14 protein-coding genes are annotated in these 17,833 nt (G+C 31.2%); all 14 read left to right on the plus strand.

The window, feature by feature from the left end; all coding sequences use genetic code 11:
• The 14 genes from LBD57_RS05805 (at position 1) to smc (ending at position 17,611) form a co-directional block, all read left to right on the plus strand.
• Entirely contained in the window at positions 1-948 is a 948-nt protein-coding gene (locus LBD57_RS05805; RefSeq protein ID WP_373470389.1) for a cation diffusion facilitator family transporter, read from the plus strand.
• A gap of 185 nt (positions 949-1,133) precedes the next feature.
• Entirely contained in the window at positions 1,134-3,287 is a 2,154-nt protein-coding gene (locus LBD57_RS05810; protein WP_373470390.1) for a Tex family protein, read from the plus strand.
• Positions 3,288-3,365: 78 nt separating this feature from the next.
• Positions 3,366-4,112: a 2,3-diphosphoglycerate-dependent phosphoglycerate mutase gene (gene gpmA, locus LBD57_RS05815; RefSeq protein ID WP_373470391.1), complete on the plus strand. Its 747-nt coding sequence runs from the start codon at positions 3,366-3,368 to the stop codon at positions 4,110-4,112.
• A 206-nt stretch (positions 4,113-4,318) separates the two neighbouring features.
• Entirely contained in the window at positions 4,319-5,968 is a 1,650-nt protein-coding gene (locus LBD57_RS05820; RefSeq protein ID WP_373470392.1) for an AAA family ATPase, read from the plus strand.
• A 38-nt stretch (positions 5,969-6,006) separates the two neighbouring features.
• Positions 6,007-6,786, plus strand: a complete 780-nt coding sequence (locus LBD57_RS05825; RefSeq protein WP_373470393.1) for a hypothetical protein — start codon at positions 6,007-6,009, stop codon at positions 6,784-6,786.
• A 12-nt stretch (positions 6,787-6,798) separates the two neighbouring features.
• Positions 6,799-7,365, plus strand: a complete 567-nt coding sequence (locus LBD57_RS05830; protein WP_373470394.1) for a helix-turn-helix domain-containing protein — start codon at positions 6,799-6,801, stop codon at positions 7,363-7,365.
• A 32-nt stretch (positions 7,366-7,397) separates the two neighbouring features.
• On the plus strand, positions 7,398-9,056 hold the full coding sequence (locus LBD57_RS05835; RefSeq protein WP_373470395.1) for an AMP-binding protein: 1,659 nt from the start codon (positions 7,398-7,400) through the stop codon (positions 9,054-9,056).
• Positions 9,057-9,090: 34 nt separating this feature from the next.
• On the plus strand, positions 9,091-10,098 hold the full coding sequence (pta, locus tag LBD57_RS05840; RefSeq protein WP_373470396.1) for a phosphate acetyltransferase: 1,008 nt from the start codon (positions 9,091-9,093) through the stop codon (positions 10,096-10,098).
• A gap of 47 nt (positions 10,099-10,145) precedes the next feature.
• The gene (locus LBD57_RS05845) at positions 10,146-11,138 is read left to right on the plus strand and encodes an NAD-dependent epimerase/dehydratase family protein (protein WP_373470397.1); all 993 of its coding nucleotides are present in this window, start codon (positions 10,146-10,148) and stop codon (positions 11,136-11,138) included.
• 16 nt (positions 11,139-11,154) lie between these two features.
• A complete protein-coding gene (locus LBD57_RS05850) occupies positions 11,155-12,342 on the plus strand; it encodes an aminotransferase class I/II-fold pyridoxal phosphate-dependent enzyme (RefSeq protein WP_373470398.1) in 1,188 nt (395 codons plus the stop codon).
• Positions 12,343-12,355: 13 nt separating this feature from the next.
• A complete protein-coding gene (locus tag LBD57_RS05855; protein ID WP_373470399.1) occupies positions 12,356-13,477 on the plus strand; it encodes a hypothetical protein in 1,122 nt (373 codons plus the stop codon).
• An 81-nt stretch (positions 13,478-13,558) separates the two neighbouring features.
• Positions 13,559-13,927 carry a hypothetical protein gene (locus tag LBD57_RS05860; RefSeq protein ID WP_373470400.1) on the plus strand — a complete coding sequence of 123 codons (369 nt, stop codon included), beginning with the start codon at positions 13,559-13,561 and terminating at the stop codon, positions 13,925-13,927.
• Entirely contained in the window at positions 13,921-14,100 is a 180-nt protein-coding gene (locus LBD57_RS05865) for a hypothetical protein (protein WP_373470401.1), read from the plus strand. The genes LBD57_RS05860 and LBD57_RS05865 overlap by 7 nt, the downstream gene beginning before the upstream one ends.
• Before the next feature lie 40 nt (positions 14,101-14,140).
• On the plus strand, positions 14,141-17,611 hold the full coding sequence (gene smc / locus LBD57_RS05870) for a chromosome segregation protein SMC (RefSeq protein ID WP_373470402.1): 3,471 nt from the start codon (positions 14,141-14,143) through the stop codon (positions 17,609-17,611).
• Positions 17,612-17,833: the final 222 nt, after the last annotated feature.

The raw sequence follows: 17,833 nt of genomic DNA on the forward strand, positions 1-17,833 counted from the left end.
ATGAGTGTTTTAAAAAAGTCAATAAAGACAGCAAGACTTTCTGTGTTTTCTAATATTTCATTAACATTAGGTAAATTATTTGTTGGCATATGTGTAGGTTCAATATCAATTATTTCTGAGGCTGTGCATTCGTTAATAGATTTAGTTGCTTCATTAATGGCATATTTTGCTGTGAAAGAGTCTTCAAAACCTGAAGATAAACAACATCCATATGGATATGGAAAATTTGAAAATGTTTCAGGTACAATAGAAGCTTTTCTTATTTTTATAGCTGCTATTTATATTGTTTATGAAGCACTATACCATCTTTTGAATCCTTCAAAGATACGAATGCCAGTAGTTGGTGTTTTAGTTATGTTGTTTTCTGCAGGTGTCAATTTTTTTATTTCAAAAAAACTTTTTGTTGCAGCAAAAGAAGTAGATTCTGTTGCTATAGAGGCTGATGCCTGGCATTTAAGAACAGATGTCTACACTTCTTTAGGAGTTATGCTTGCGTTATTTGTAATTACTGTTTGTGATTTTTTTTATCCGAAAATAAATATTTATTGGCTAGACTCTATTGCTGCTATTTTTGTTGCTAGCATAATTATTAAAACTGCTTACAATCTTATAATTAAATCTTCTAAAGATTTGTTTGATGTAAGTCTTCCTGAGGATGAAGTTAAATTTATAGAGGGGATAATACATTCAAATACTTATATTTCTGGTTACCATGCTTTAAAGACTCGTAAAGCTGGTAATAAAAGATTTATTGAGTTTCACATACTTGTTAGACCTCAAATGAGTGTTTTACAATCTCACGATATAACAAGACAAATGAAACTGCAGATTTCTGAAAAATTTGAAAACACTTCTGTGACAATTCATGTAGAACCTTGCGATAACACGTGTACATTGAAATGCCAAGAGGGATGTTTAATTAAAAGATGTAATATAGAAAAATATTAAAGGGTCTGTCTAAAACCTTAACACATATCTTTACAGCGCTTTTTTGGGCACAGCTTCGTTTAAAAACTTATGCTTATCTTATCCAACGATAAGTCTTGCGTTTTTGCCTTGCTTTGTCAAAAAAATCACTGCATTTATACATATAAGGGTTTTAAAAGTAATTTATTTTTTTGGGAGAGATTATAATGAGTGCAGAGAAAATAATTGATTGGATTTCAACAGATTTGAGTTTATCTGAAGTTGGAGTTAGAAACACTGTTGTTATGTTAAGTGATGGTGATACGGTGCCTTTCATTTCTAGATATAGAAAGGAAAAAACAGGAAATTTTTCTGAAATAAACGTAAGAGATATTTCAGAAAAATTGCAATACTATATCGAACTTGAGACAAGAAAGGAAACCATTTTAAATAGTATACAAGAGCAAAAAAAACTTACCCCGGAACTAAAAAAACAAATAGAACTGTGTAAAGAAAAAACAAAATTAGAAGATATTTATCTTCCGTATAAGCCAAAAAGACAAACTAAGGCGACAATTGCAAAAGCTAATGGGTTGGAACCTCTTGCCATAGAAATTTTGGCACAAAAGATTTCTATGAAAGAAAATAGAGAAAATATTATAAAAAAATATTTGAATCCACAAAAAGGCATTGATACTATTGAAAAAGTAATTTCTGGAGCAATAGATATTATTGCAGAGCAATTGTCAGATGATGCAACTATTAGAGGAGTCTTGAGAAATTTTATAGTTTCAACAGGTAATATTCGTTCTAAGGCTACAAAAGCTGCCCAAAATTTAAAAACAAAATACGAAATGTACTACGATTATAATGAACCTTTAAAAACCGTTGTAGGCCATAGATTACTTGCAATAAGACGAGGCTCAAAAGAACAGGTTTTATCTTGGAAAATAGTTGTAGAAGATCAAGATGCTATAGATTTAATACTTTCAAAAGTTGCAATAAATAATAGATCTTTATTTTATCCTGAGCTTTATACTGCTGTAAAAACTGCATATGATAGACATTTATATCCATCGTTACAGGTAGAAATATTTTTAGCGAAAATGGACCAAGCAGACCAAGATGCTATAGATGTTTTTGCTACAAATGCAAAAAATCTTTTACTTGCACCTCCTGCTGGACATAAGGTTATAATGGGTATGGATCCGGGTTTTAGAACTGGTTGTAAAGTTGCTGTCATAGATGAAAATGGAAATTTTAAAGAATACCATGCAATTTTTCCTCACGAGCCCCAAGCAAAAATACAAGAAGCAGAAGATATACTAATTGATTTGATAAAAGAATACTATGTAGAGCTTATAGCTATAGGCAATGGTACAGCGTCAAAAGAAACAAATACTTTTGTAAAAAATGTTTTAAAAAAGCACAGCTTAGATGCAAAAATTGTAACTGTAAGTGAGGCAGGAGCTTCAGTATATTCTGCTTCTGTATTAGCTTCCTTAGAATTTCCTGATTTAGATGTTACTGTTAGAGGAGCAATAAGTATAGCAAGGAGATTACAAGATCCTTTAGCAGAACTTGTAAAGATAGACCCTAAGTCTATAGGAGTAGGTCAATATCAACATGATGTAAATCAAATACAATTAAAGAAACAATTGGATGCTACAGTTGAGTCTGCAGTAAACTATGTTGGAGCTAACTTAAATTCTGCTTCAACTGAATTATTATCGTATATTGCTGGTATAGGTAAAATTGTCGCTAAAAATATTGTAAACTATAGAACCCAAAACGGTTCTTTTAAAGATAAAAATGATCTCATGAAAATAGCACTATTTGGAGAAAAAACATTTAAACAATGTGCAGGTTTTTTAAGAATTGCTGGAGGCTTAAACCCATTGGATAACTCTGCTGTTCATCCTGAGAGTTATCCTGTTGTAGAACAAATGGCAAAAGATTTGTGTGTTGATATTACAGGCCTTGTGGGAAATGATGAACTCATAAAAAAAATTGATCCTAAAAAATATGTTACTCAAGAGATAGGGCTATTAACTTTAAATGACATTACTTCTGAACTTAAAAAGCCAGGTGTTGACCCAAGAAAAGATTTTTCAACAGCAGAATTTAGTGATGATGTAAACACTTTAGAAGACTTAAGAGAAGATATGGTGTTAGATGGTACTGTTACAAATGTTACTAATTTTGGAGCTTTTATAGATATTGGGGTTCATCAAGATGGACTTGTACATATATCAAAATTAAGTTCAAAATTTGTTAAAAATCCATATGAAGTTGTTTCCGTAGGAGATACGCTAAAAGTTAAAGTGTTGAGAGTGGACACTGAACTTAAAAGGATTAGTCTTGAAGTTGTTAGCAACTAAATTATTTTTTCGTATACACATTCATTTGTGTGTTTAATTTAAATGTAATATAATTGCCCTAAATTGCGGAGGAATACAATGTATAAAATTGTTTTAATTAGGCATGGGGAAAGTGTTTGGAATAAAGAAAACAAGTTTACTGGCTGGACGGATGTGGATTTATCTCAAAAAGGTTATCAAGAGGCATTAGATGCTGGTAAACATCTAAAAGATGATGGATTTACATTTGATTTAGCTTATACATCTGTACTTTCAAGGGCGATAAAAACTTTGTGGAATGTTTTAAATGTAATGGATTTGCTTTGGATCCCAGTCATAAAAAGTTGGAGATTAAATGAAAGGCACTATGGTGCACTGCAAGGCTTAAATAAAGCTGAAACTGCAGCAAAATATGGTCAGGATCAAGTAAAGATATGGAGAAGAAGTTACGATGTGCCTCCAATGCCTTTAGAAGAAAATGACGAAAGATACCCAGGTAAAGATAAGAGATATTCTGGACTTTCCAAAAAAGAGATTCCCTTAACAGAATGTTTAAAAGATACAGTAGAAAGAGTAGTTCCTTATTGGGAAAAAGAAATTGTTCCTCAAATAAAAATAGACAAAAAAATTATAATTGCAGCTCATGGAAATAGTTTAAGAGCTTTGGTTAAATATTTAGATAATATAAGTGATAATGATATTGTAAATTTAAATATACCTACAGCTATGCCTTTGGTTTATGAATTAAACGAGGATTTAAAGCCTATAAAGAATTATTATTTGGGTGATCAAGAAGCTGTCAAAAAAGCCATGGAAGCTGTTGCAAATCAGGGAAAAGTAAAATAATAAAAGGGTCTGTCTAAAAAACTAATACGTATAATTGCAGTGAATTTTTTGACAAAGCAAGGCAAAAAACACAGAGATTATCGAGTGATAAGCGTCAGTTTTGTAACACAGGAGTGTTTAACGCCGCAGTGTCAAAAATGGCACAGTAAGTAAAGATATGTGTTAGAGGGTTTTAGGGAGAGCCTCAAAGATGAGAGGTTTTGCAAATGCTGCGAAAGTTTAGATTATATTTTATAAACAACAAAATATGGTTTATTGTTGGTGCTATTGTTATAGGGCTTATAAGTTTATCTATTTATGGACTAAGTAAACTAGAGTCTTTTTATAGGGTGATGACTCTTGCAACAATGCCTGTACAACTTTTATTAGCATTTGCAAGCGCTGCTGCTTTTGTGTTTATGTACATGACAGTATTTACAAGAGGAGGTTTTGGCAACTTAAAAAAGAAGAGAATTAAAGCTAAAGATATTGAAGTTTCTTTTAAAGATGTTATAGGGCTTGAAGCTGCAAAAAAAGAAGCTTTAGAAGTTGTAAAACTTATTAAGGATAGAAAGCAAGTCCAGAAAATTGGTGGCAAAATAATTAAAGGTATTATTTTGATGGGTCCTCCAGGTTGTGGAAAAACTCTAATTGCAAAAGCTATAGCTACAGAATGTAAGATTCCATTTATTTCTATGGCTGGTAGCGAATTTGTTGAAATACTTGTTGGAGTTGGAGCAAGCAGAGTAAGAAGTCTTTTTAAAAAAGCTAGAGAATATGCTTATACTGATGGGGCTTGTATAGTTTTTATAGATGAAATTGAAGTTATAGGAAGAGGCAGAACTTTTTCTCATATGTGTTCTGGAAGAGAAGAAACAAACAGCACTCAAAATCAGCTGCTTGTGGAAATGGATGGTTTAGATAATGGAAAAAGTAATGTTATTGTTATAGCCGCAACAAATGCTGACGAAGCTGTTTTAGATAGAGCTTTGCTTAGACCTGGCAGATTTGATAGAAAAATTTCTATTACTCTTCCAAACCTAAAAGAAAGAGAAGAAATATTTAAGTACTATTTTAAAAAAGTAAAAATGTCTTCTGAGGTAAAGATTGATAGGCTTGCAAGAAAAGCTGTGTACAAATCTCCAGCTGATATTGAAAATATCATTAAAGAAGCAGCTTTAATTGCTACAAGAGAAAATAAAGAAGAAATAGATATGAAAGATATATCAGAGGCTATGGATAGAATAGATTTAGGCATGGAAACGTATTTAGATATGACACCTAAAGAGCTTGAGATGACCTCTTATCATGAAGCAGGTCATGCTGTGGCAATATATTTTATGCATCCAACTGACGATGTTTTTAAAGTTACTGTAAAATCACATCAAGGATCTTTAGGTCTTGTTGCCCCATTGCCTAAAGAGGAGCTACATAGTGAGAATAAAGATGAACTTCTTGCAGATATTATGGTATCACTTGCAGGGTATACTGCAGAAAAATTAAAGTACAACAATACTACTACAGGAGTTTCTTCTGACTTTTCTAGAGCTATGGCAATAGCGAATGCTATGGTATGGAAAGTTGGTATGGGAAACAATGGATTGGTAGGAAATTTTTCTGTTATACCTAAAGAGGAAATGTCTCAAAGTTTAAAAGAAAAATTAAATGATGAAACGATATCTATAATAAATTCTTGTTATTCTAAAGTGGAGGAGTTTTTAAAATCAAATTGGGATGCTGTAGACGCGTTAGCAAAAAGGCTTATAAAAGATAAAGAACTTGATTTTGATGAGCTAGAAGAAGTTATGGAAAGTGTAGGCAAAAGAAAGCCTAAGCCTGAGAATTCTATAATTTCTAATTTTTCCGAAAGAGATTAAAGCTTAGAATACTATATGTACAGGAAAAAACTGTAATTGTGAAAAAATTTAAAATTGCATTTAGCTTATTAATGTTAGGTTTTTTGTTAACTTCTTGTGGGGTTACTTACAAAAAAGGAGAAATTACACAAGATCTACAAGCCCTTGTAAAAAAAGAATGTGGGTTAGATTCTGAAGCTGTTGTTGTTGGTAGAACTCTATATTTAGATATAATAATAGACAATCTTGCTTCTAATGATGTCAAAATATTTCCACAAATAATGCATACAATACAAACTGTAAACCTATCTGTTGTTAGAGTTGTTTTAAGTAGTGACTCTAATATACAGTATATGGTTGCAACAGCTTTTGATAAAAACAGAATTTTAGCCTTTAGAGTTGTGCAAAACATTGAAGATATAAAAAGTTACTTTTATATGCGAATATCTCGCTCAGACTATGAATCAAGAAATCTCGTAGAACTTGTTGGCAGCTCTTTAGTGCCCAAAATTATAAATGATAAACATGACATAACAAAAGATGAATTTGTTGGAAGGCTTATAGCATCTCAAATTAATATGATGGCTAGAACAAATCCTTTTTATGGTACTTTAATAGCTCAAATGCAAATGTACTATATTGGCATAAAAGATAAGGAGCTTTATTTATTAGTTTTAGGTGTTGTAGACTCTGTAGTGGAACCTATAATTCAAGATGCTTTACAAAAAAATTTTGAGAACTATGTAAATAAATATACAACCTCTTTTGATGTCCTAAAAGCTATAAACATTGAAGGAAAAATTATATTTAATGTAAGTATATTGAATTCTAAAAACTAGTATGGAGGGTAGATGCCTTGTAAAGATATTCTTAAACAAATAGGTATGAGAATTAAATCTATTAGAGAAATTGCAGGTTTGTCTGCAGAAGCTTTTTCAAAAAGTATTAGTTTAGATGTTGAAACTTTTGTAAAGTATGAAGAAGGTTCTCTTGACATTCCTATAACAGTACTTTCTGCAATTGCTAGCAAGTACAATATAGAACTAACAGCACTTTTAACAGGACAAGAACCTCATTTAAAAGCGTTATCTGTTGTTAAAAAAGGTGAGGGGATAACTGTAAATAGAATGAAAGAATATAAATATCAAGATTTAGCTTATGAATTTGTTGGAAAAAACGCTGAAGTTTTTTTAGTTAAAATTGAACCATCATTTCAGCCCCAGAAGCATTCTTATTCTCATAGAGGACAAGAATTTAATTATGTTTTAGAAGGGACTGTAAAGTTTGTTTTTGATGGCAAAGAGTATATTTTAGAAGTTGGGGATTGTGTGTATTTTGATTCTGGCCATGATCATAGTGTATTTATCATAGGAGGCACTCCTGCAAAATTATTAGCGGTAATTCTTGAGTTAAAATAGTTTTAACGTAAATAAAAAAAAAGAGAGAAAAAATGATAGCTGAAAAGTTTGTAAAAATCAATTATAAATCTTATGAAGATTTTATTAAAAACTGTAAAATTTCTGTCCCAGACAATTTTAATTTTGGATTTGATGTTGTTGATGAGATAGCAAAATCTGAACCTAATAAAAAAGCAATGGTTTGGCGTAACCCTGAAGGTGAAGAAAAGATTTTTACTTTTAAAGATATAAAAAAAGAAAGTAATAAGGCTGCAAATTTTTTTAAATCTTTGGGAATAAAGAAAGGTGATGCAGTTATACTTATGCTAAAGAGACATTATGAATACTGGCATTGTGCAGTTGCTTTGCATAAAATAGGAGCTTTATTAATACCAGTAACACACTTGTTAACGGCAAAAGATATAAAGTATAGAGTAAAAGCTGCAGGTGTAAAAATTATTGTAGCAGCTTCAGATAGTAGAATTATTGATATAGTAACACAAGCAAAAAAAGATTTACCTGAATTAGAACATATAGTTTCAGTAAGAGGTAAAGTTGATGGATGGGTTGAGTATTCAAGGGAAGTTCAGAAGTGTTCAGATGTTTTTCAAAGACCTACTGGTACACAATCAACAAGTTCAAAAGATAAATTTTTGTTATATTTTACTTCTGGAACTACTGGCATGCCTAAAATGGTGTGTCATGATTTTTCTTATCCTTTAGGGCACATTATTACTGCACGGTTTTGGCAAAATTTAGATGAAAATTCTTTACATCTTACAGTTGCAGATACTGGATGGGGTAAAGCTTCTTGGGGCAAAATTTATGGACAATGGTTGTGTGGTGCTTGTATTTTTGTTTATGATTATGAAAGGTTTGAATATCAAGATTTATTATCCAAAATTGCATATTATAAAGTAACTTCTTTTTGTGCTCCTCCTACAGTATACAGATATATGATAAAAGAAGATTTTTCAAAGTACGATTTTTCTAATTTGAAATATGCAGAAACTGCAGGCGAGCCTTTAAATCCAGAAGTTTTTGTAAAATTTAAACAGATGACAGGTTTAGAGATAAAAGAAGGATTTGGGCAAACAGAAAGTGTTGCTTTTATTGCGACTTTTCCCTGGATTAAAGTAAAACCAGGATCAGTAGGAAGACCCTCTGCAGGCTGGGATATAGATGTTATAGACAATCAAAATAATTCTTGTCAGTCTGGACAAGAAGGTCGTCTTGTGGTTAGAACTAAAGAGTCTAGACCAGTAGGTCTATTTTGTGGTTATTATAAAGATGATGCTTTGACAGAAAAAGTTTGGAAAGGTGGGATATATGATACTGGAGATATGGCATATAAAGATGAAGATGGATATATTTGGTTTGTAGGTCGTTCAGATGATGTTATAAAAAGTTCAGGATATAGAATTGGCCCATTTGAAGTTGAAAGTGCATTATTAGAACATCCAAGTGTGTTAGAATGTGCTATTACTGGTGTTCCTGATGATATTAGAGGTTCAGTTGTTAAAGCTACTATTGTGCTTACTAAAGAGTATAGTCCGAGTCCAGAGCTTGTTTTAGAGCTACAAAGCCATGTAAAAAGAGTTACAGCTCCATATAAATATCCAAGAATTATAGAATTTGTAAAAGAGCTACCAAAAACAATAAGTGGTAAAATAAAACGTAAACAAATAAGAGAGACTGATTCTATCAAGTAGAAGTGGGTATTAGTTATTTAGGGAGACTTGAAAGATGGATATTGGAAAACAAATTTTAGAAGCTGCAAAAAAAATAAAAGGTAAAGTTATTTTTCCAGAAAGTTTTGATATAAGAATTTTAAAGGCAGCTTCTATGCTTACTAAAAACGCTATAGCGTCTGTTGTTTTGCCAACAAATAATTTAGAAGATATTAAAAATATAGCGAAGAATGCCAATATTGATTTAACTGGGATCGAAATAATTTCTATGGACAGGTCTTTATTAAATGGTACTAAAATTAAATTTTTTGTTGAAGCAAGAATGAAAAAAGGCATGTCTGAACAAGATTCTATAGATTTGTTAAAAAATCCTTTGTATTTTTCTATGATGTATCTTAAAAGTGGTGAATGTGATGCGTGTGTGGGAGGCGCTGTTTATGACAGTGCAGATGTCTTGAGAGCAGCTATTTATGTTATTGGTACTCAAGAAGGCATAAAGATGATTTCATCTTATTTTCTTATGATTCCTCCAGAAAATCATCCTATAGCAAAAGAACCTTTAATGTTTGCAGACTGTGCTGTAAACCCAGAGCCTCAAGCTTTAGGATTACACAATATAGCAGTATCTACAGTAGACAGTTATAAAAAAATTTTCCCAGGGAAAATTGCAAATGTTGCAATGCTTTCTTTTTCAACTAAAGGTAGTGCTACAAATAAAATGCTTTCAAAAATAATAGAAGCTACACAGCTTACAAAAGAATATTATAAAGAAGATAGCTCTGTAAACGTTGATGGAGAATTACAATTTGATGCTTCTATTGTGCCAAGTGTAGGTAAAAGGAAAGCACCGAATTCTCTAGTCGCAGGGAACGCCAATATTTTGATTTTCCCAGACTTAAATACTGGAAACATATCTTATAAGATTGCAGAAAGATTTGGTGGATTCCAAGCTTTAGGGCCTATATTACAAGGTCTATCACTCCCTGTAAGCGATCTAAGTAGAGGGTCTAGTGCCGAGGATATTTACTTAATCTCAGCTATAATGCTTTTAAATAAAAGATAGAGTAAAGAAGTAAGTATTCCATTTTTTAGTTTTTAGAGGTTATTATAATGTTGAAAGTATTAGTTACAGGATCAAATGGTTTTGTTGGGAGCCATATTGTTGAAGCTTTAATTGAAGCAAAATATAAGGTCTCATGTTTAGTCAGAGAGACATCAAATTTAAAATGGATAAAACATCTTCCTTTAGAATATTTGTATGGTAATTTGAATAATAAATTTTTTTTAGATGTTTTAGTTAAAGATTTTGATGTTATTGTACACTGTGCAGGTATTGTAAGAGCTTTTAGCAAAGAAGAATACTTTAGAGTAAATGTTGAAAATACAAAAATTTTATGTAGGGCGATTTTAGAAAATAAACCAACCTTAAAAAAGTTTATCTTTATTTCTTCTCAGGCTGCACAAGGCCCCTCTGATCTAAATTCTCTTAGGACAGTAACAGATAAAGAAAGTCCAGTTTCTGATTATGGTAGGAGTAAACTTGCTGCAGAGATTGAAATAAAACATATATTGAGCGATAAAATTCCATATATAATTTTTAGACCTGCTGCAGTTTATGGTCCCAGGGATAAAGATATATTTATATTTTTTAACTTGGTAAATAAACATTTACGACCTACAACTATTAAAAAAAGATTTTTACAACTTGTTTATGTTAAAGATGTTGCAAATGGTATTGTAAAATCTATAGAAAAAGGAAAGTCAGATAATAATATTTATTACCTTGCTAATTCTACAAAATATACTTGGGACGATATTGGCAAAATTATATCTAATAGTGTAGGTGTTAAGACAATTCCTATTATTATCCCTGACTTTGTTTTTGATGTTGTAGGTTTTATAACTAAATTATTATCGTATATAACAGGTAAACCTTTAGTTTTAAACGAACAAAAAATAGCTGAAATGCTTTGTGATAATTGGTCTTGTGATACAAAACCTGTTGAAAAAGACTTAAAATTGTCTTTTACTAGTCTTGAAGTTGCTTCTAAAATAACATATAATTGGTATTTAAAAAAAGGTTTTTTTAATAAACTAATATGAAATAGGAGATGTTTTAATGCCCTCTGATATTTTTGAAAAATGTTTTAATTTTCAGGCTGCAAATGAACTAAAAAAAGTAGGATATTACCCATATTATCATAGAGTTGAGTCAGAACAAGGGCCAGAAATTACAGTTGAAGGTAAAAAAAGAGTAGTTGTTTGTTCTAATAATTATCTTGGACTTGCAAACCATCCTAAAGTTATAGAAGCTTCTGCTAAAGCTGCTAGTCATTATGGTACTTCTTGTACAGGGTCAAGGCTTCTTAACGGTACAAATGATTTGCATGAAAAAGTTGAAAGAAAATTTGCAAAGTTTGTCGGCAAAGAAGATGCAATTTTATTTACTACAGGACATCACTCAAACTTAGGAGCTTTGTCATGTTTAGTCTCAAAAAGTGAAGTTTTTGTTACAGATAAATTAGATCATGCCTCAATAATAGATGGATGTCGTTTGTCTTTTGGACAGATGGCAAGATTTAGACATAATGATATGGATGACCTTGAAAGACAACTTATAAGATACAAAGATAAAGGAATACTTATAGTTGTTGATGGTGTTTTTAGTATGGAAGGCGATATTGCAAAACTTCCTGAAATTTCAATACTTGCAAAGAAGTATGGAGCAAGAGTTTTTGTAGATGAGGCTCATTCTTTAGGTGTCTTAGGTGCAAATGGAAGAGGCACTGGAGAACATTTTAACATGGAAGATGATGTTGATGTCTTAATGGCAACAGCTTCTAAATCTATGGCGTCTATAGGTGGTTTTATAGCAAGTAAAATGGAAGTTATAGACTACATAAGGCATAATGCAAGATCTATTATTTTTACAGCAAGTCTTCCGCCAGCGTGTGTTGGGGCAATAGATGCTTCTTTAGATTTAATACAGCAAGAACCAGAAAGAAGAGCGAGAGTTATGAATACTGCAAAAAAAATGAAAGAAGCATTTAAATCTCTTGGTTTTAATACAAATAATTCAGAGTCTCCTATTATACCTTTAACTGTAGGTACAGATATGGTGGTATTTAAAATGTGGCGAATGCTTTTTGATGAAGGTGTTTTTACATCTCCTGTTGTAACTCCTGCAGTACCTGAAGGACAGGCAATTATTAGGACAAGTTATATGGCAACACACACTGACGAACATTTAAATTTTATCTTAGAAAAATTTAAAAAAGTTGGGAAATCTTGTGGTGTAATAGCTTAAAATCTGTGAATATATGAAAATAGTTAATATAAGAAATAAAAGACAACTAAAACAGTTTATAGATTTCTCATGGGAAATCTATAAAGATAATAAATTTTGGGTGGCTCCATTAAAAATAGACGTAGAAGAAATTTTAAGCGAGAAAAATCCTTTTTGGTTACATGCAAAAAAGCAACTTTTTTTAGTTTGTGATGAACAAGGAAAAACTTTAGGCAGGATTGCAGCTATCATTGATTATAACTATATATCTTTTCAAAACGATAATTGCGGTTTTTTTGGTTTTTTTGAATGTATTGATGATGTAACTGTTGCGAGACTTCTTTTTGATAATGCTAAGAGTTGGTTAAGCGAGCAAGGCATACATAAAATTATGGGACCTATGAACCCTTCCACAAATGATGAATGTGGATTTTTGATGGAAGGTTTTAATATTTTACCGAGTATTATGATGCCATATACTCCAGAATATTATTTGTGTCTTGCAGAAAAATGCGGATTAAAAAAAATAAAAGAACTTTATGCTTATGATATGGACGTTACAAGTGACTCTAGAGTAGCTAGACTTGGGAAAATCGTTAATATGGCAAAAAAGAAAATGCCAATGCTAAAAGTGGAAACTTTAAAAAAGAGTTCTTTTAAAGAAGATTTAGCTTCAGCAATATCTATATATAATTGCGCATGGGAGAAAAACTGGGGATTTGTCCCTTGGAGCGATGAAGAGTTTGCATATATTGCGTCGAAACTAAAAAGTTTTGTAGAACCTGAAATGATAATAATAGCTAAAATGTCTGGTGTTGCTGTGGGAATGCTTATATCCTTGCCGGATTACAACCAAGTTTTAAAGAAATTAAATGGTAAAATCTTGCCATTTGGTATTTTTAAGTTTTTGTATTATAGAAGAAAAATAAATAGTTTAAGACTTATGGTAATGGGAGTTGTAAAAGAATATAGACATAAAGGCATAGAAGCTATTATGTATGAAAAAGGTCTTAAGAATGCTTTAAAGTTGGGTTATAAACATTGCGAACTTTCTTGGGTGTTAGATGATAATGTTATGACTCATCGTACGGCAGAAATGATGAATGGTAGGATTTATAAAAAGTATGCAGTATATGCTACTTTTGATAGTTTTTAGTTAAAGTTGTGTATAGTTTTTGTAGATTTATGCTCCTCTCCTAGAATAACGACGAAAATATATAGTCGGAGGTATGGGAAAATGGTTATTAAAGCATTAAAGAAAAAAAGAAGTTTAAAAAAAGCAACAAAACTAAAAACAAAATCTATAGATGAAAAAAAGCTAGAATTAAAAAATAACTGTAATAGTTATATTGTTATAGATTATCCATTTGAATCAGAAAATATTAAAGGCTTTCATTACGTTATTAGAGTAGGAGCTTCTAACGAAGGGTATGTTGAGCTTTCGTTTAACAATGGGGAATGGCTTCCTTGTAGATTTGCTTCTGGTTATTGGTGGTTTGACTGGTCTTACTTTACGCCTGGAGATCATTTCATTTCTGCAAGGCTTGTAAATCCATCAGGTGATGTTATTTTACAAACAGAAAATAGGAAGTGTAGAGTATGCTAAAAGAGAAAGATTCTTTATATGAGATTTTAGGTAAGTTTGTTTTAATTTCTGCAGTTGGATGTTCTTGCTTTGTTATTGCAAAAGCTTTTTTAAACAATGATGAAAAAAAGGCAGCCTATTTACAAAAAAGATTAAGACAATCTTATGATGGCCTTTCTCCAGAAGAATATTAGTACTGGGTTTTTAGAGAGACTCAACTTATAGGAAAATGTAATGTATTTAAAAAAAGTAGAGATGTGCGGATTTAAATCCTTTGCTGATAAAACAGTGTTAGATTTTGAGCCAGGCATTTCTTGTATTATTGGCCCAAATGGTTGTGGCAAGTCTAATATATCTGATTCTATTCGCTGGTGTTTGGGAGAACAAAGGGCTAAATCTATGAGAAGCTCAAACATGCAGGAAGTTATATTTGGCGGTACTCAAACTAGAGCTACTACAGGTATGGCGGAAGTTTCTCTTACGTTTGATAACTCACAAAACATTTTACCTATAGATTATTCTGAAATTACAATTACAAGAAGACTTTTTAGAAGTGGAGAAAGTGAGTATTTTATAAATAAAACACAGTGTAGACTTAAAGACATAAGGGATATGTTTTTGGATACAGGTGTCGGCTCAGAGGGCTATTGTATAATAGAACAGGGAAAAGTAGATTTTTTAACTACTGCAAAACCTGAAGATCGAAGGGAACTGTTTGAGGAGGCTGCAGGTGTTTCTAAATATAAAGTTAGAAGAGAAGAAACTTTACGAAAACTTGAAAAAATAGATATGGATATGTCTCGTCTTTCAGATGCTCTTAGTATACACAAGCAGCAGATAACAGCTTTAGAGATGGCGGCAAAAAAGGCAAAACAATATAAACAATATCAAGAGGAGCTTGCTAAGTACGAAGTTGCTTCTTTAGTAAAACACATATCTTATGGTAGTCAGGAAATAGAAAGGTTAAAAAATGAGTTAGATCCAAAGATAAAAGAATTTGAATCCACAAATACTTCGATGTCTAAATTAGAAGTTCAAATACAAGAAACACGTATTAGTTTAGATGAAAAAAATGAACATTATGTGAGTTTAAATAGAGATGCTAGTAATATAAAGATGCAAATTGGGGTTTGTGATCAGATAATACAAAACGCTATGAATAGAGAAGCTGAAATAAAAGCCGAACAAGAAAAGCTAAAACAAGAACTTATTTTAAATAAAGATAAAATTACACAAACACAAGAACAATTAAAAAATTTAAATACTGATGACACTTACTTACTTTCTCAGACACAAAAGCTAGAGCAAGAATATAAGCAAAAAGAAGAACAATATAATTCTATTAAACTAAAGTTGTCGGAATATGGGAAAAGAGGGAATGAAATTCGTAACAGACTTTCAAGCTTAGAGTCTGAAAAAAAAACTCAGCTTAACTTAAAAGCAGAACTTTCAGAATCTAAAATACACTTGGATGCAGACATCGCTTCTTTACAAAGGATTATATCAAGACTTAAAAATGAAATTGAACCTACAAATAAAGAAATTACTTTGCTAGAAACAGAGCTAGTTTCTTTGAAAGATTCTTTAGAGTCTTTTGATAAAAAGAAAGAAGAAATTAATAAAACAATATCAGAAAATGAAGGAAAAATAAAAGCTTTGGAAAATCTTTTGCTTGAACATAAAGAAAAAATAGCTTCAAATCAGTCTCGTATAGCAACACTAAAAGAATTTGACCAACAAGATCCTGTAAGATCCTCGATTAGGGCAGTGCTTAATTTAGGTTCTGTAGCTAGAGGCCCAATAAGTAGTATGATTGATTTTGAAGACGATAAAGCAGACCTTATAGCTTCTGCGCTTGGAGAGAAATTAAATTATCTTGTTTGCGAAACTTCTCAAAAAGCAGAAGAAGCCATATCTTTTTTAGAAGAAAATGGTTTAAGCAGACTGTCTTTTATAGTTGCAGACAAAATTACAGATTCTTACCAAAGCAGTGCTATTAGACTTCCATTAGGCTATACAGAGCTTATAAAATACTTAAAATATGATATTCAAGACGAAAAAATAATTCGTTTTATTTGTTCTAACACTTTAGTTTGTGCAAACAAAGTTTATAGTAATGTAATTGTACAAGGTGGTGGAAAAATATCTTTTGAAAAGCCTGTTTTGATTGAAGAACACATAAAAACTCTTAAAACAAAATCAGAACAATTGTCCCAGGATATATTCTCTATTCAGTCTGAAATAAACCAACTAAATGAGTATCAAATAAATTCAAAATTGGAAAAAGAAAGGATTGGGTTTGAATCTATAAAAATAAAGACTCAAATTGAAGGAAAGCAGTTGCAAATTGAAGAAAAAAGAAATGACATAAAAAGCGTTTCTGAAGAGATATGTAAAAACGAAGAAGAAATTAATGCTAAAACTTTAGAGCTTTCTTCTTTTAGTGACAAAATATCTGCTTTTGAAACTCAACTTACAGATTTTACTGATGAAGAAAATAGGCTTTACGAGGAATTAAAAATTATTGAAGACAATATGTTTTCTGTAAGGAAAGAGGAAGACTTAATTGCTCCCTTAATGATGCAAGCAAGAAGTGATTGGGATAAAAAAACTTCTGAACTTGAAAATAAACAAAAAGGGCAGCAATATCTTCAAGATAATATAACTAATATAGAGCGACAAATAGCTAGTTGTGAAAATAAAATTGAGATAAATGACAATAAGCTTGTAGAGCTTACTACTTGTGCGCAAGAAGAAACTGCTAAGTTACAAGCATTATATGAAGAGCAAACTTCTAAAGAAACTCAGATACAAGTTTCTTTGATAGACAAACAAACTTTGCAAGAAGCGTTAGATATAGATGCAGACAAAATGAATACTTTACGTTCTACAGTAGAAGCATTAAATAGTACTGTAAATTCTATGCAAGTAGATTTAAAAAATTTTGAATATCAAAAAAATGATTTAGAACAAAGACTTTTGCAAGTTTATAATAAAAACTATGAAGAAATAAAAAACGATTTTAATGATGTCCAAGTAAACAATGAAGAAATAGATCGAATTAAAAGAAAAATGGAAACGTTAGGTTCTATAAATCTAGCTGCTCAAGAAGAATATGATGCTTTAGAACAAAGATACAACTTTTTATTAACCCAACAGCAAGATTTACTAAAAGCCAAAGAAGACTTGCATGAGGTTATAAAGAAAATTAACCAGTCCACTATGGAAAACTTTAAAAAAACTTTTGATATTGTTAGAGAAAATTTTAAAAGTTTATATAAAAAGCTTTTTGGTGGTGGAGAAGCAGACTTGATGCTTACTGATGAAAATAACTTACTAGAAAGCGGTGTAGATATTTATGCTCAACCTGCAGGAAAAAAACTCCAAAATATTTCTTTGTGTTCAGGTGGGGAAAAGGCACTTACTGCTGTTGCGTTACTTTTTGCTTTTTTTATGGCTAAACCGTCTCCTTTCTGTATTTTAGATGAGGTAGATGCTCCTTTAGATGATGCAAATGTTGGCAGGTACAATGCAATGGTAAGTGAATTTTCTTCTAAGACACAGTTTTTAGTAGTTACTCATAATAAGCGAACCATGGAAATGGCTGATATTTTGTATGGTGTAACAATGGAAGAACACGGCGTTTCCAAAATAATTTCTGTTAGAATGAACAACCAAGAAAATAGAACTTCAGAGATTGCATAAAAGACGCAAAAGAAAAAAATTACCTAATTTTCAGTAAATAAGTAATAAATATAGATCTATATGTGGATACACTCAGGAAGAGTTAGAGATTAATTTTAAATAGTACCTGCCTTGCCCATTTTAAGGAAAAAAAGGAAAAATTTATTCATAAAAAGGAGGAATGGGGTAACCCAAAGAGTTAGTTTTATATAAAAACATCTAATTTTTGTTTTTTCTAAAAAA

The organism is Candidatus Endomicrobiellum cubanum (genome assembly GCF_031278955.1).
GTDB lineage: Bacteria > Elusimicrobiota > Endomicrobiia > Endomicrobiales > Endomicrobiaceae > Endomicrobiellum > Endomicrobiellum cubanum.